Raw genomic sequence first — 14724 nt, 5'->3', positions numbered from 1 at the left:
GGCGGGCAAAAAGCTTCAGCCCGCACGCCAGAGAGGATCAAGCCGATGAACGAGATGACCACGCTCTCCTATCAGCAACATGCCTATTCGGCGGCGGCGCAAAAGTCGCTGTCGCGCAAGCCCGCCTTGTTCATCAATGGCGAATGGGTGGCCTCCAGCCATGGCGAGTTGATCGATGTCGAGGACCCTTCCTCGGGCAAGGTCGTCAGCCAGATCGTGGACGCCAGCGTGGCCGATACCGACCGCGCCGTGGCCGCCGCGCGCGCCGCCTTTGACGATGGCCGCTGGAGCGGTTTGCCGCCGATCGCGCGTGAAAAGATCATGCTGCGTCTAGCCGATCTGATCGAGGCCCATGCCGAGGAATTTGCCGAGTTGGAAGCCATCGACAATGGCAAGCCCAAGACCATGGCGGGCGCCATTGACGTGCCCGGCGCGGTCAGCCACATCCGTTATATGGCCGGTTTTGCCGCCAAGGTGGGCGGCGAGACGACCCCGCCCTATACGCTGCCGGCTGGCGCGTTCTTCACCTATACGGTCAAAGAGCCGGTCGGCGTCTGCGCCCAGATCGTGCCGTGGAACTTTCCTCTGCTGATGGCCTGTCTCAAGGTCGGGCCTGCGCTGGCGGCCGGTTGCACCATCATCCTCAAGCCTGCGGAACAGACCTCGCTGACCGCGCTGCGTCTGGCTGATCTGATCGCCGAGGCGGGTATTCCGGCGGGCGTGGTCAATGTCATCACCGGCTATGGCCATGTTTCGGGCGACCGTTTGGTCAAGCATCCCGATGTGGACAAGGTGGCCTTCACCGGCTCGACCGAAATCGGCAAGCTGATCAACAAGAACGCCACCGATACGTTGAAGCACGTCACGCTGGAACTGGGCGGGAAATCGCCGGTGGTGGTGATGCCCGATGTGGATGTGGCCGAGGCGGCGCCGGGCGCGGCGGGCGCGATCTTCTTCAATTCGGGGCAGGTTTGTGTCGCCGGTTCGCGCCTCTATGCCCATCGCTCGGTGTTTGACCAAGTGGTCGAGGGCATCGCCAATACCGCGTCTTTCTGGGCGCCGCGTCCCTCGCTGGACCCGGCCGCGCATATGGGGCCGCTGGTGTCTCAGGAACAGTTCGACCGCGTGATGGGCTATATCGAGGCGGGCAAGCGCGATGGCGCCAGCGTGGCCATGGGCGGCGATGCGCCCAGCGCGGATGGTTACTATGTGAACCCGACGATGCTGGTGAACGTGAACCCGCAAATGAGCGTGGTGCGCGAGGAAATCTTTGGCCCGGTCGTCGTCGCCCAGCGTTTTGACGACCTCGACGAGGTGGTCAAGGAAGCCAACAACACCCAGTTCGGTCTGGCCGCCAGCGTGTGGACCAAGGACGCCTCGACGCTGCACAAGCTGGCTTCGCGGATCAAGGCGGGGACGGTGTGGGCGAATTGCCACGCCATGATCGACGTGGCGCTGCCCTTTGGCGGATACAAGGAAAGCGGCGTCGGGCGCGAGCAGGGCCGGGCGGGGATTGAGGCTTATCTGGAAACGAAGTCGGTGATTATGAAGCTGTAAGGGGTTGGGTGCCTCCGGCGGGCAAAGGGACTTGGTCCCTTTGCAATCCCTTTATGGGGTTGTGCTTGGCCTGCTGGGGGAGCGTGATGACCATGGTTTGAAAGCCAGCGGCGCGGCTTTGGTTGGAAGCGTCGCAGGCTTTAACATTCAGGCATCTCGTCCGACACAAAACGCCGAACCCATGACGCAACGAAGACAGTAACGGGAGCGCGAGGGTCTAGACCCTCGCATTCTTCCCTTAAAACCTTGGACATCCAATCATGCCCATCGACCTCACCAAAATCCGCGCCATCGATGTGCATGTCCACGCCGAGGTATCGTGCCATGATCCTGAAGACCCGGTGATGGGCCAGTTCTTCGACGCGGCCAGCGCCTATTTCAAGGCCCCGCGCGAGCGGCCCAAGATGCCTGAGATTGTCGAGCTTTACCGCGAGGCACAGATTGCCTTTTGCATGTTCACGGTGGATTGCGAGAGCCATATCGGCGCCAAGCGGGTTTCCAATTTCGAGATCGCTGAATTTGCCGCCAAGCATGATGACATCTGCATCCCTTTTGCCAGCATCGACCCGCACAAGGGCAAGATGGGGGCGCGAGAGGCGCGCGATCTGGTCGAGAATTGCGGGGTCAAGGGTTTCAAATTCCACCATATCATGCAGGGCTGCAATCCCGGCGATCAGGTGGGCTATCCGATTTACGAGATTATCAACCATTACAAATTGCCCGCGATTTTCCACACCGGCCATTCGGGCATGGGCACGGGGATGCGCGGCGGCGGCGGTGTTCGGCTGAAATATGGTCAGCCGATGCTGGTGGATGATGTGGCGGTCGATTTCCCCGACATGAAGATCATTCTGGCCCATCCGTCCTGGCCCTGGGTGGATGAGAGCCTGTCGATGGCTTTGCATAAAACCAATGTTTACATCGACCTGTCGGGCTGGAGCCCCAAATATTTCGCCCCCCAGATTATTCAGTATGCGAACACGCAACTGCGCAAGAAGATGCTGTTCGGCAGCGATTTTCCGCTGATCCACCCTGACAAGTGGCTGGATGCGGCGCGCGGCGTGGGTTTCCGCGAGGAAATCTTGCCCGGCATCATGAAGGATAATGCGGCGCGGCTTTTGGGCCTGACCTGAAGGCAAGACGCCGGAGAAGGAGAGAGCGATGGCGTTGAAATATTACCATGCCGAACCGGCGGCCAATTCCCTGAAATCCATGATACCCCTGATCGAAAAGGATCTGGATTGGGAAAGCGTCTATGTCGATCTGCACAAGTTCGAACAGCATCAGCCGTGGTTCACCGCCATCAACCCCGAGGGCCAAGTGCCGGTGCTGGACCATGACGGTGCGATCATCACCCACACCACGGTCATCAACGAATATCTCGAAGACGCCTTTCCCGATGCTCAGCCGGAGAGCGGCCCCTTGCGCCCGCGCGATCCGGTGGGCGCGGCACGGATGCGTTATTGGAACAAGTTCGTCGACGAGCATGTGATGAATTTCGTCTCGATGCATGGCTGGCACCGGATGGTGGGCATCATCGCGCGCAACATCGAATCGGGCGAATTTGAAAAGCTGCTCGAAAGCATTCCGCTGCCTGATCAGCGCAAGAAATGGGCGACCGCGCGCAGCGGCTTTTCGGAAGGCGATCTGGCCAATGCCACCGCCAAGATCGAATATGCGGTGGACAAGATCGAGCGCCAATTGGGCGAAACGGCATGGCTGGCGGGCGATGCCTATACGCTGGCCGACATCAATTTCTACAGCCATTGCGGGATGATGGTTGAGCGTATGTTCCCCGATATGGAGATTGCGAAGCGCTGTCCCCGGTTGGTCGAATGGCGCGACCGGATGACGGCGCGCCCTGCGGTTGCCCGCGCTCTGGCGGGCGAAGATCGCACGGCGCCGGGTCTGCGCACGTGGACGGGGCACGCCCGATAATCGGATAGATGCTGCGCGGCAAAACCCGCGCGGAGGCCGTTTGCGTCATGCACAATTTAGTTTGTGTAGCTTACAAAATTTGCTATGCCATAGGGGCAATAGCAAACAAACCTTTGAGGAGAGAGGAACCACCATGGCCGCTCAAAATCTTGAACAGGTGCTGGCTGGCACCGAGAATATCGTTGACATGCTGCGCAATTCGCAGCTTGGCGCCTATGTTTATCCGGTTGTTGCGCCGGAATTTTCCAACTGGCGTTCGGAACAGTGGGCTTGGCAGCACAGCGCCGTGCTGTTCGATCAGTCGCACCACATGGTCAACCTGTATATCCGTGGCAAGGACGCGCTCAAGCTGCTGTCTGACACGATGATCAACAGCACCAAGGGCTGGACCGTCAACAAGGCCAAGCAGTACGTTCCGACCACGCCCTATGGCCATGTGATCGGCGACGGCATCATCTTCTGGGAAGAAGAGCAGAGCTTCACCTATGTCGGTCGCGCGCCGGCCTCGAACTGGCTGCGCTATCACGCCGCGACCGGCGGCTATGACGTTGAAATCGAGCTGGACGACCGTTCGCCGATGCGCCCGATGGGCAAGCCCGTCAGCCGCAAGGAATGGCGCTTCCAGATCCAGGGCCCCAACGCATGGGCCGTGATCGAAAAGCTGCATGGCGGCCCGCTGGAACAGCTCAAGTTCTTCAACATGTCGACGATGAACATCGCGGGCAAGACCGTGCGCACGCTGCGCCACGGCATGTCGGGCGCGCCGGGCCTTGAAATCTGGGGCCCCTATGCCGAGCAGGAAGAAATCCGCGCCGCCATCCTCGAAGCGGGCAAGGAATTCGGCCTGATCGCTTGCGGCAGCCGCGCCTATCCGTCGAACACGCTGGAATCGGGCTGGATTCCCTCGCCGCTGCCCGCGATCTATACCGGCGAAAAGATGAAGGGTTTCCGCGAATGGCTGGCCGCCGATTCGTATGAAGCCACCGGCTCGATCGGCGGTTCGTTCGTCTCGGACAACATTGAGGACTACTACCTCAACCCGTGGGAACTGGGCTATGGCTCGTTCGTGAAGTTCGACCACGAATTCCACGGCCGCGAGGCTCTCGAAGCTCTGAACCCGGCTGAACAGCGCAAGAAGGTGACGCTGGCCTGGCATCCGGAAGACATGGCCAAGATCATGGCCTCGATGTTCAACCCGGACGGCGAAGCCTACAAGTTCTTCGACGTGCCGCTGGCCAACTATGCCTCGTCGAACTACGACCGCGTGGTCGATGCCGATGGCAAGACCGTGGGCCTCTCGATGTTCACCGGCTTCTCGTATAACGAAAAGCAGGCGCTCAGCCTCGCTACCATCGACCCCGCCATCCCCGTCGGCACCGAGCTGCACGTGGTATGGGGCGAAGAAAACGGCGGCACCCGCAAGACCACCGTCGAACCCCACAAGCAGCTGGCCGTGCGTTGCATCGTTTCGCCGGTGCCTTACAGCCGCGTGGCGCGTGAGGCTTATGCTGAAGGCTGGCGCACGAGCGTTACGGCCTGATCTGGGCTTGATGCCTCCGGCGGGCAAAGGGACTCGTCCCTTTGCAATCCCATTATGGGGTTGCGGGTTGTTCGTCGGGGGTGCCAATAATTAAAAGCCTGCGGCGCGGCGAGATTGCGCCGAAAAGCGCCGCAGGCTTTAATTTTGAAACGCTGCGTCCGTTGCGCCTTGGTCGAACCCTTGGCGCGCCAAAGACAGTAACGGGAGCGCGAAGGTCTAGACCCTCGCATCTATCCTTTTATAAAAATCAGAGAGGCCCTGAAACGATGACCGACTATGTTCTGGTGCATGGCGCATGGGCCGGCGGCTGGTCGTATCAGGGGCTTGCCGAGGATCTGCGCGGCGCGGGCCACCGGGCGGTGGTGGTAGAGCTGAGCGGACTTGGCGAGCGGCGCGAGGAATTGCACCCCGGCATCACGCTGTCCGATCACATCGACGACGTTTGCGTGGCGGTGGAAGAGGCCGGTTTCGACCGCTTTGTGCTGGTGGGCCATTCCTATGGCGGCATGGTGATTACCGGCACGGCGACGCGGCTGGGCGGGCGGATCGACACGATTGCCTATCTCGACGCTTTCCTGCCCGAGGATGGCCAGTCGCTTTGGGACATCACCAGCGAGTACGAGCATCGCCATTATATCGACACGCAGAAATTCACCCCCGGCCTTGTCGCGCCGATCATCGGTGAGATGGGGCGTAAGCTCTCGCGCCATCCGCTGCTGACGCTGCTGGAAGGGGTGCGTTTCACGGGCGAGGAGGCCAAGATTGCGCGGCGCATCTATGTGCTGGCCACCGGCTGGAAGCCTTCGCCTTTCCCGAAATTCGCCGCGCGGATCAAGGACGATGCCGCATGGGAATATCACGAGGCCGATTGCGGCCATGACGTGATGAATGGTCAGCGCGCGCAGGTGGTCAAGATCCTGCTGGGCGCCTAATCACCAAAGAAATTAAGTTCAAACAAGACCTCATTGGGATCGCGCACAAAGATCTGGCGCAGCCCGATGGCCGTCACGAAATTGCGCTGATAATCCAGCCTCACCGCCTCCAGCCGCGCGATCATCGCATCATGCCCGCTGCAAGCCAGCGCGACATGGTGAAGCGCACCGGTCGGCCCCGGCGCAATATCGCGGTCATAGGCGCGCGGGGCGTCCAGACTGTTGAGGTGGATCACCGCGCGCCCCGCTTCATCATACATCCACTGCCCGGTCTGCGGGGTAAGGGGAGGGGGCCCATCGCGCCGCTCAAGCCCGAACACCTGCGCATAGAAGCGGGCGGATCCTTCCAGATCCGCCGTGATGATGTTCACATGATCGAGCGTCAGAATCATACCGCTTTCCTTGCTGCTTCGCGGGCTTCCTTATACCGCTCGCGCCGGAATTTTTCGAAGCTGATGCGCTGCTCAAACCCCGGATCGGCGGGATAGTCGCGGAAATCGGCCAGATATTCGGCAAACAATTCGGCCACTTCCTCGCGGAATTCGGGGTGGCTGAAGATATAGGCGCGGTTGTCCTCCATGCCCTCGATCACGCGGGCGGCGATCACGTCCGGCTCCATCCCGGCCTGATGCGCGCCCGCCAGCCTTTCGACGGCGGCATGATCGATCGGCTTTGCCCCCTCCATCAACCCGGCGGGGCGCACATCGTCGCTGGCATAGATATAGCTTTTCACCAGCCCCGGACACAGGATCGACACGCCGATGCCATACTTGGCAAGGCTGTAGCGCAGAGATTCCGACATGCCGCGCACCGCAAATTTGGTGGTGTTGTAAATCCCCGGCGCGCCCGAGGCCAGCCATCCGGCCATGCTGGCGGTGTTGACGATATAGCCCCCGTTGCCCGCCGCGATCATGCGCGGCACAAAGGTCATCACCCCGTTGATGACGCCATGCAGGTTCACCCCCATCACCCAGTCCCAGTCGGACCAGCTCGAATCCTCGATGGTCTGGAACAGGTTGATGCCCGCATTGTTGAACAGCAGCGAGACCGGGCCAAAGCGCGCCTCGACCTCATCGGCCGCCACCGCCATCGCCTCGCGGCTCGACACGTCCACCTGAACGCCCATCACCTCGGCATTGTCCAGCGTGGCCAGCGCCGATGCGATGGATTCCTCACGAATATCGGCAATCGCCACCCGGCAACCCTGCGCCAGCAGCGCGCGCACGAGGCCCAGCCCCACGCCATTCGCGCCCCCGGTGACAAAGGCGGTGCGTCCTGCAAAATCAATCATCGCTGTCATCCTCTTGCCCGCGCAATTTTTCTTGCGTCCATGCCGATTGGGGCTTGCCAAGCGGCTCGCTATGCATTGTATCTAACACATACAAAACATGCGCTGTAAAGAGCCAGCGCGAAATCGCCCCTCGCCAATCGGGGGCAGGCACGGGAGAGGTGCATATGGCAGTTTCTATGAGCGGGCCGGATATGGCCGCCGAACTCAATCATGGCGTGGCGTCCGAGGATGCTGCCGCGCATCACCTTGCCGTGGCCGCGCGCGATGAACCATGGCCCAGCGCGGGCGCGGCATGGTTTGCGCTGGCCGTGATTATCTTCGCCACATTTCTCAATTTCTTCGATTCGGCGGCTTTTGGCCTGCTGATCGAACAGATCAAGACCGAGTTCGGCCTGTCGAACACCGCCATCGGCCTGCTGCAAGGGCCGGTCAATGTTGTGTTCTACATGGTGGTGATGCTGCCGCTGTCGCGCTGTTCGGATATTTTTCCGCGCAAATATGTGCTGGCCATCGGCGCGCTTCTGATCGCGCTGCTCAATGCGGCGGGTGGGTTTACCAGCACCTTTATGGCTCTGGCCTTCACCCGGATGCTGGTGGGCGCCGGGGGCGGGGCTCATGCGCCGGGGTCTTACTCAATGCTGGCCGATTTCTTTCCGCCCGAAAAACGCCGCTGGCCCTTCGCCGTGCTGCAACTGGGCTTTATCGGCGGCAGCACGATCGGCCTCGTTATCGCGGGCAAGCTGCTCGCGCTGGCGATGAGCCTGCCCGAAACGCCTTTCATGGGCACGACGCTCCATGGATGGAAATATGTGCTGATGATGCTGGCGCTGCCGGGCGTGGTGGCCTGCGCCCTGCTGCTCTTCGTGAAGGAACCGCCGCGCCGGGGCGTGATCGATGGGGGCAAGCCGCTGCCGATCCGCACGGTGATGGCCGAAGTATGGCGCCGCCGCGCGGTGTATGGACCGCTGTTTCTGGGGCTAGGTTTTTCGGCGGCCCACGCTATGGCCGCGCCCGCATGGATGGTGCCTTTCTATAAGCGCACCTATGGCTGGACCGAGGTGGAGATCGCCACGCGCGCGCCCATGTTCATGCTGGCCGGGCAAATCGCCGGGCTGCTGCTGGGGCCGATGCTGATCAAATTGCTGGCGCGGCGCTATCGTGACGCCAATGTCCGCGCCGTCACGATCTGCTTTTCGCTGGCCGCGCCGCTGGCGATCATCGGGCCGATGATGCCCAGCCCTTGGCTGGCGCTGACCTGTTCGATGCTGGCGGGCATGCTGGGGATCGCCTCGGCGGTGCCGCAAAATCTGGTTATTCAGGAAATCACCCCCAACCAGATGCGCGGGCAGGTGACCGGCCTTTATCTGATGATGTTCACCGCCGTGGGCGCGGTCGGCCCCTTTATGATCGGCTTTTTCACCGACCATGTGTTCGGCCATGATGCCGACGTTTGGAAGTCTTTGGTGCTCTCGGGGGTTTTGCTCAGCCCTGCGGCTGCCTACATTATCAGCCGCGCGATCCGGCCCTATGCCGACGCCTTGGCTTTGCTCGACAAGGAAACCCAATGACTTACCCTGAACTTTCCATGGTGATTGGCGGCGAGAAGGTGGGTGTCGCCCATCGCCGCACCCATGCTGTGCTGAACCCTGCGACCGGCGCGGTGATCGGGCAATTGCCGCTGGCGGATGCTGCTGATCTCGACCGCGCGCTGGCCGTGGCGGATGAGGGCTTTCGCATCTGGCGCAAGTCCACCCCGATGCAGCGCGCCGCCGTGCTGTCGGGCGCGGCAGCCCTGTTGGTGCAGCGTCAGGAGGAAATCGCCCGCGCCGCCACGCTGGAGGAGGGCAAAACCATCGGTGAAACCCGCATCGAGGTGATGATGGTCGCGGGCCTGTTCAACTTTTATGCGGGCGAGACGCAGCGCATCTATGGCCGCACCCTGCCGCGCCCCGATGGTCAGCGTTCGACCGTGACCTACGAGCCGGTTGGCCCGGTGGCGGCCTTTGCGCCGTGGAATTTCCCCATTGCCAATCCGGGGCGCAAGCTGGGCGCGCCGATTGCGGCGGGGTGCAGCGTGATCCTGAAACCTGCCGAAGAATCCCCCGCCTCGGCGCTGGCCGTGCTGCAGGCGCTGCTGGACGCTGGCCTGCCGCCGCAGGTGGCGCAGGTGGTGTTCGGCGTGCCCGATGAGGTCAGCCGCCATCTGCTGGGCAGTCCGGTGATCCGCAAGCTCTCCTTCACCGGCTCGACGGTGGTGGGCAAGCATCTGGCGAAACTCGCTGCGGAAAATTGCATCCGCACGACGATGGAGCTGGGCGGGCATGGGCCGGTGCTGGTGTTTGCGGACGCGGATATTGAGCGCACGCTTGATATTGCCGTGGGCCATAAATATCGCAACGCGGGGCAGGTCTGCGTCAGCCCGACGCGCTTCCTTGTCGAGGAAAGCGTGTTCGAGCGTTTCCGCGATGGCTTTGCCGCGCGGGCGCAGGCGATCACCGTGGGCGACGGCATGGACGAGGGCAGCCGCATGGGGCCGATGGCCAACCCGCGCCGACCCGAGGCCATTGAGGCGCTGGTGAAAGACGCCGTGGCGGCGGGCGCAAAACTGAACGCAGGCGGCAAGCGTATCGGCAATCAGGGATTCTTCTTCGAACCCACCGTGATTTCCGAAGTGCCGCTCAGCGCGCGGATCATGAATGAGGAGCCGTTTGGCCCTGTGGCCATCATCAACCCGATGCCGGGCGAGGAGGCGATGATCGCGGAGGCCAACCGGCTGCCCTATGGTCTGGCCGCCTATTGCTGGACACAGGATGCCGCACGGCAAAAGCGTCTGGCGCGCGAGCTGGAGGCCGGGATGGTGGGCATCAACACGGTGGCCATCGGCGCTTCGGATTCGCCCTTTGGCGGGGTTAAATGGTCGGGGCACGGCGCCGAGGACGGGCCGGAAGGTCTGGCTGCCTGCCTTGTCACCAAGGCTGTCCACGAAGGATAATTGCCCTTTGTCATGGCCCAGCAACAGTTGAGCAAAACAGGCGAGGTAAGCGGCGTGGCCCAGCGTCATGCCGCCCCCGCAACAGGAGGAGGCCGCGATGGCCTCCCCCTGTTTGCGAGATCTTGCCATGAAGCTTCTGTTTGCCCTGCCTTTGTTGATGATGGCGCCCATGGCGTATGCGGCGGAGGAGGATACGCAGACATGGGCCGCCGTGCATGGCATGGTCGGGCTGGGGGGGCGCGCTGTGGTCAATTTCGACTATCAGGCGCGGATTACGGACGAGCACAGTCGCGCCGGGCAAATCCTGCTCCGTCAGGCGATCGGTTATCGCATCAATCCCAAGACCAGCGTGTTTGGCGGCTATGCCTATGTCCGCACCGACAATCTGGGGGCCAAGGTGCTGGACGAACATCGCCTGTTTCAGCAGGCCAATTTCAGCATTTTGGACGCGGGCAAGAGCGGCACGATCACCGGGCGCACTCGTCTGGAACAACGCTTTGTCGAGGGTTCGGGCGAGGTGGGCTGGCGGATGCGGCAACAGGTGCGAGGCAGCCTGCCCATCGGCAAGGGCTTCGCGCTGGTGGGCAGCGCCGAACCGTTCTTCGCCTTCAACAAGACCACTTGGGGCCAGAAGGCGGGCTTCGACCAATTGCGCCTGTTTGGCGGTCTGGCCGTGCCAGTGGCGCGCGGCTTCGCCATCGAGACCGGATATATGGGCCAGTATATTGCGCGGGACGCAAAGGCCGACCGGATGAATCACATTTTCAGCCTGGCATTGACCATCAACCGATAAAAACCGCCGGGCTGTCGGGAAAGAGGAACAGCCCCACATGAGCGAACATCTCCATCCACTTCGCACCGGCGGCGAGCGCGGTTATCTGCGCATCGCCACCGAGGAAGCCTTTGCCACGCGCGAGCAGGTGGACATCTTCCTGCGCATGATCCGCGACGGCACGGCGGACAAGGGCATGGTCAGCCTGTGGGGCTTTTATGCGCAAAGCCCATCGCCGCGCGCGACGCAGATCATGGAGCGCCTGCTGGATCTGGGCGAGCGGCGGATTGCCGATATGGACGCGACCGGGATTGATGTCGCCATCCTCGCGCTGACCAGCCCCGGTGTGCAGCCGATTCTGGATGTGGAAGAAGCCAAGGGCGTGGCGCGGCGGGCCAATGAGGCGCTTGCCGCTGCCTGCGCGAAATATCCCACCCGCTTTGTCGGCATGACGGCGGTGGCGCCGCAGGACCCGGAATGGTCGGCCGATGAAATCCGGCGCGGCGCGCGCGAATGGGGCTTTAAGGGCTGCCAGATCAACAGCCACACGCAGGGCCACTATCTGGACGAGCCGCAATTCGACCCCATCTTCCGCGCGCTGGTCGAGGTGGATCAGCCGCTTTATATCCATCCTGCCACCTTGCCCGACAGCATGATCGGGCCGGTGCTGGAAGCGGGGCTGGACGGTGCGGTGTTCGGCTTTGGCGTGGAAACGGGGATGCACCTTTTGCGCCTGATCACCACCGGCATTTTCGACCGCTATCCCACGCTCCAGATCATGGTCGGCCATATGGGCGAGGCGCTGCCCTACTGGCTCTATCGTCTCGATTACATGCATCAGGCGGGGGTGCGCTCGCAGCGCTATGAACGCCTCAAGCCGCTGAAGAAAACCATCGCCGAATATATGCGTTCCAACGTGTTGATCACCAATTCGGGCATGGCGTGGGAACCGGCGATCAAATTTGCTCAGGAGGTGATGGGCGAGGATCGCGTGATGTACGCTATGGACTATCCGTATCAGTACGAGGCGCGCGAAGTGGTCGATATGGACAATATGGCCATGAATTTTGCCACAAAACGCAAGTTCTTTGAGGATAACGCACGCCGCTGGTTCAAACTGTGAGGCAGGGGCCTTGCGCCCGGCGCAAGGCCCGGTCACTGATGGAAACAGGAGCGCAGATAGAGGGGCAAGCGCAAGGGCATGGCAAAAGTCAAGGAAACGCTGGTGAAAACCACCCCGCCGGGGGAAGATGCCGACGATATTGGCGAAATCCGCGATATCGTGGGGTTTCACCTGCGCCTTGCCCATGGCGCGGTCTATCGCCACTTTACCGAGACCTTTGCCGAACTCGATCTGACGCAGAAACAGGTCTCGGTGCTGTGGCTGGTCGATGACCACCCCGGCATCGCGCAAACCGGGCTGGCCCAGCGTATGCGCATGGACCGGGCCACCACCATGGCCATCGTCAACCGGCTGGAAGCGCGCGACCTGTTGCAGCGCGGAAAGTCGGACACCGATGGGCGCAAGCAGACGCTGCATCTGACGGTTGCGGGTAAGGCGATGCTGGCCACGGCGAAAGAGGCCATCCGCGCGCATGAGGAATGGCTTAAGTCTCGGTACACGGCGCGGGAAGTGGCGGTGTTGATCGAGTTGCTGACGCGGTTGCATGAGTGAAGAAGGGTTGAATGCGAGGGTCTAGACCCTCGCGCTCCCGTTACTGTCTGCGTTGCGCCAAGGGTTCGGCGTTGGGTGTCGGACGCGGCGTTGGGATTTAAAAGCCTGCGGCGCGGATAGGACTGAGTTTACCGCGCCGTAGGCTTTCAAACATGGCGGCCGGGCACACCGCTATCAACCAACCACCACCCCATTAACGGGATTGCAAAGGGACCGAGTCCCTTTGCCCGCCGGAGGCAAACTTCAAACCTCAAACCTCCACCATCACCCCAAACCCGCTCACCCGCTCCGCCGCCATCAACGCCTGCGCGCCGGCCAGAGCCGCCCGCGGCGCAATATCGGCCAGCGCATAGCGCCCTGCCGCCGCCAGTTGGCGCGACAGTGGATCGCCAGCCTCCGCTGCGATCAGCCGCGCCGCGATCCAGCCGGTTGCCACCACGCCCGCCAGCGTCAGGAAGGGCGTCGATCCCGCCTCGGCCGTTGCGGGATCGGCGGCGATCATGGCCTCGGCGGTGGCGGTGAAGGTGTCGAGCGCCGCATTGAAACCGGCATGGTCGATGCGGGCTGCATCCTCGCGGGTGGCCTGCAAAAACGCATGATATCCCGCCGCGCCAGATGCGCGAAGGCGGCGCAGGGTGATGTCCTGCGCCTGCATACCGGTGGTGCCTTCAAAGACGGTGAGCACGCGGGCATCGCGCAACCCCTGCTCGACCGGCCATTCGCGTGTGTATCCCGCGCCGCCCAGCACCTGAATCGCATCCGATGCCACGCCAAAGCCCGTCTCGCCGCCCAGCGTTTTGACGATGGGCAACAGCCAACCGGCCAGCGCCTCATTATGCGCCTTGACCGCCGCATCATTGGTAAAGCGGGCGAGATCGGCGGCATTGGCCGTGGCAAAGATCAGCCCGCGCAGAGGCTCGACCCGCGCGGAAAGCGAGAGCAGTTGCGCCTGCACATCGGCATGGGTGTTGATCGTGACCGGCTGCGGGCCATTGCCGCCCTGTCGCCGCTCGGCCGCATAGCCATAGGCGATGTCGGCGGCGCGGCTGCCCACGGCTAAGCCCATTACGCCGGTCGCCAGACGCATATTGGTGATCATGACGAAGAGTTGCGGCAACCCGCGCCCCGCTTCGCCCAGCAGATAGGCGGGTGCGCCTTCAAACCCCATCACGCAGGTGGGCGAGGCATGCAGGCCAAGCTTTTCCTCAAGACGGCGCACCACAATCGGCGCGCGCACACCATCCTCGACCGAGGGGACAAGGAACAGGCTGATCGGGTCTTTGGGGCTGGGGGCCTGCCCTTCGGGCGCGGTTTTGGCCAGCAACAGGTGGGCAATCGCGCCCGTCAGATCCTGATCGCCAAAGCTGATCCAGCATTTCTCGCCGGTGATCCGCCATGTGCCATCTGCCTGCTTTTCGCCCCGCGTGCGCAGGCGGCGCACATCGCTGCCCGCATCGGGTTCGGAAATGCAGATGGTCGCGCCAATCGTCCCGTCGATCAGACCGGGCAGCCATGCCTCGCGCACGGCGTCATCGGCAAAGGCATGGATCAGGCGTGCACCCGCCCGGCTGGGCACTGGCATCATGCCAAAGGCGGGGCAGTGGCGGTCCATCATTTCCTGCACCGCATTGCCCAGCGCCGTGGGCAGGCCCATGCCGCCGATCTCGGGCGAGGCGTCAAGCATCAGCCAGCCGCCCTCACAGAATTCCGCCCATGCGGCCTTGTGTTCGGGCACGGTGATGACGCGGCCATCGACCAGTTTGCAACCCGTCACATCGGCCGCCGTATTCAGGGGCGCCAGACGTTCAAGCGCAAAGCGCCCCGCCGAACCCAGGATCTCGGCGATCATGTCTTCGCTGGCCTGTGCGCAGGATTCGCTGGTGGCCAAAAGCGCATCCCAGCCGGGGCTGATGGCCAGATGGCGTGCGATGGTGGCGGTGATATCCATGCGGTCCTCTCATCTAATTCTGCTATCATGCATAACAGTAATGCGCAGGCCTGCCAATCGCCACCATGGTCGAAAAATC

General features: G+C 62.4%; 13 protein-coding genes. 10 read left to right on the top strand and 3 right to left on the bottom strand.

Annotated features, from left to right (window positions below):
• Positions 1–45 precede the first annotated feature (45 nt).
• The 5 genes from GGR38_RS14530 to GGR38_RS14510 all read left to right on the top strand — a co-directional run bounded on the left by GGR38_RS14530 (position 46) and on the right by GGR38_RS14510 (position 5967).
• On the top strand, positions 46–1557 hold the full coding sequence (locus GGR38_RS14530) for an aldehyde dehydrogenase family protein (protein ID WP_183626778.1): 1512 nt from the start codon (positions 46–48) through the stop codon (positions 1555–1557).
• Between the two features lie 260 nt (positions 1558–1817).
• Positions 1818–2690: an amidohydrolase family protein gene (locus GGR38_RS14525; RefSeq protein WP_183626776.1), complete on the top strand. Its 873-nt coding sequence runs from the start codon at positions 1818–1820 to the stop codon at positions 2688–2690.
• 28 nt (positions 2691–2718) lie between these two features.
• On the top strand, positions 2719–3495 hold the full coding sequence (locus tag GGR38_RS14520; RefSeq protein ID WP_183626774.1) for a glutathione S-transferase family protein: 777 nt from the start codon (positions 2719–2721) through the stop codon (positions 3493–3495).
• Between the two features lie 133 nt (positions 3496–3628).
• A complete protein-coding gene (gene ligM / locus GGR38_RS14515; RefSeq protein ID WP_183626772.1) occupies positions 3629–5035 on the top strand; it encodes a vanillate/3-O-methylgallate O-demethylase in 1407 nt (468 codons plus the stop codon).
• Between the two features lie 266 nt (positions 5036–5301).
• Complete coding sequence (locus GGR38_RS14510) at positions 5302–5967, top strand: alpha/beta fold hydrolase (RefSeq protein WP_183626770.1); 666 nt, start codon at positions 5302–5304, stop codon at positions 5965–5967.
• Here the strand turns inward: GGR38_RS14510 and GGR38_RS14505 are convergent.
• On the bottom strand, positions 5964–6359 hold the full coding sequence (locus GGR38_RS14505; RefSeq protein ID WP_183626768.1) for a VOC family protein: 396 nt from the start codon (positions 6357–6359) through the stop codon (positions 5964–5966). The genes GGR38_RS14510 and GGR38_RS14505 overlap by 4 nt on opposite strands.
• The gene (locus GGR38_RS14500; protein ID WP_183626765.1) at positions 6356–7258 is read right to left on the bottom strand and encodes an SDR family NAD(P)-dependent oxidoreductase; all 903 of its coding nucleotides are present in this window, start codon (positions 7256–7258) and stop codon (positions 6356–6358) included. Before GGR38_RS14500 ends, GGR38_RS14505 begins: the two co-directional genes overlap by 4 nt.
• Positions 7259–7422: 164 nt before the next feature.
• On the opposite strand from GGR38_RS14500, the gene GGR38_RS14495 reads away from it, so the two are divergent.
• The 5 genes from GGR38_RS14495 to GGR38_RS14475 all read left to right on the top strand — a co-directional run bounded on the left by GGR38_RS14495 (position 7423) and on the right by GGR38_RS14475 (position 12697).
• Positions 7423–8826, top strand: coding sequence for an MFS transporter (locus GGR38_RS14495; protein WP_183626763.1), 1404 nt, complete (start codon positions 7423–7425; stop codon positions 8824–8826).
• Entirely contained in the window at positions 8823–10250 is a 1428-nt protein-coding gene (locus GGR38_RS14490; protein ID WP_183626761.1) for an NAD-dependent succinate-semialdehyde dehydrogenase, read from the top strand. Before GGR38_RS14495 ends, GGR38_RS14490 begins: the two co-directional genes overlap by 4 nt.
• Before the next feature lie 127 nt (positions 10251–10377).
• On the top strand, positions 10378–11043 hold the full coding sequence (locus tag GGR38_RS14485; protein WP_183626759.1) for a DUF2490 domain-containing protein: 666 nt from the start codon (positions 10378–10380) through the stop codon (positions 11041–11043).
• 37 nt (positions 11044–11080) lie between these two features.
• Complete coding sequence (locus GGR38_RS14480) at positions 11081–12145, top strand: amidohydrolase family protein (protein WP_183626757.1); 1065 nt, start codon at positions 11081–11083, stop codon at positions 12143–12145.
• Positions 12146–12223: 78 nt separating this feature from the next.
• Positions 12224–12697, top strand: a complete 474-nt coding sequence (locus tag GGR38_RS14475; RefSeq protein WP_168605003.1) for a Saro_0803 family transcriptional regulator — start codon at positions 12224–12226, stop codon at positions 12695–12697.
• A 250-nt stretch (positions 12698–12947) separates the two neighbouring features.
• Here the strand turns inward: GGR38_RS14475 and GGR38_RS14470 are convergent, their stop codons facing one another.
• A complete protein-coding gene (locus GGR38_RS14470) occupies positions 12948–14645 on the bottom strand; it encodes an acyl-CoA dehydrogenase family protein (RefSeq protein ID WP_183626755.1) in 1698 nt (565 codons plus the stop codon).
• Between the last annotated feature and the right edge of the window lie 79 nt (positions 14646–14724).

This window comes from Novosphingobium sediminicola (assembly GCF_014196525.1).
Taxonomy (GTDB): domain Bacteria; phylum Pseudomonadota; class Alphaproteobacteria; order Sphingomonadales; family Sphingomonadaceae; genus Novosphingobium; species Novosphingobium sediminicola.
Note: the sequence above shows the minus strand (reverse complement) of the source record. Positions and strands in the feature narration are given on the sequence as shown.

Excerpts from the sequence above, each read along its gene's own strand:
- GGR38_RS14480 (WP_183626757.1), top strand. The coding sequence starts at position 11,081 with ATGAGCGAACATCTCCATCCACTTCGCACCGGCGGCGAGCGCGGTTAT.
- GGR38_RS14530 (WP_183626778.1), top strand. The coding sequence starts at position 46 with ATGAACGAGATGACCACGCTCTCCTATCAGCAACATGCCTATTCGGCG.
- ligM (WP_183626772.1), top strand. The coding sequence starts at position 3,629 with ATGGCCGCTCAAAATCTTGAACAGGTGCTGGCTGGCACCGAGAATATC.
- GGR38_RS14485 (WP_183626759.1), top strand. The coding sequence starts at position 10,378 with ATGAAGCTTCTGTTTGCCCTGCCTTTGTTGATGATGGCGCCCATGGCG.
- GGR38_RS14490 (WP_183626761.1), top strand. The coding sequence starts at position 8,823 with ATGACTTACCCTGAACTTTCCATGGTGATTGGCGGCGAGAAGGTGGGT.
- GGR38_RS14475 (WP_168605003.1), top strand. The coding sequence starts at position 12,224 with ATGGCAAAAGTCAAGGAAACGCTGGTGAAAACCACCCCGCCGGGGGAA.
- GGR38_RS14510 (WP_183626770.1), top strand. The coding sequence starts at position 5,302 with ATGACCGACTATGTTCTGGTGCATGGCGCATGGGCCGGCGGCTGGTCG.
- GGR38_RS14470 (WP_183626755.1), bottom strand. The coding sequence starts at position 14,645 with ATGGATATCACCGCCACCATCGCACGCCATCTGGCCATCAGCCCCGGC.
- GGR38_RS14520 (WP_183626774.1), top strand. The coding sequence starts at position 2,719 with ATGGCGTTGAAATATTACCATGCCGAACCGGCGGCCAATTCCCTGAAA.
- GGR38_RS14495 (WP_183626763.1), top strand. The coding sequence starts at position 7,423 with ATGGCAGTTTCTATGAGCGGGCCGGATATGGCCGCCGAACTCAATCAT.
- GGR38_RS14525 (WP_183626776.1), top strand. The coding sequence starts at position 1,818 with ATGCCCATCGACCTCACCAAAATCCGCGCCATCGATGTGCATGTCCAC.
- GGR38_RS14500 (WP_183626765.1), bottom strand. The coding sequence starts at position 7,258 with ATGATTGATTTTGCAGGACGCACCGCCTTTGTCACCGGGGGCGCGAAT.
- GGR38_RS14505 (WP_183626768.1), bottom strand. The coding sequence starts at position 6,359 with ATGATTCTGACGCTCGATCATGTGAACATCATCACGGCGGATCTGGAA.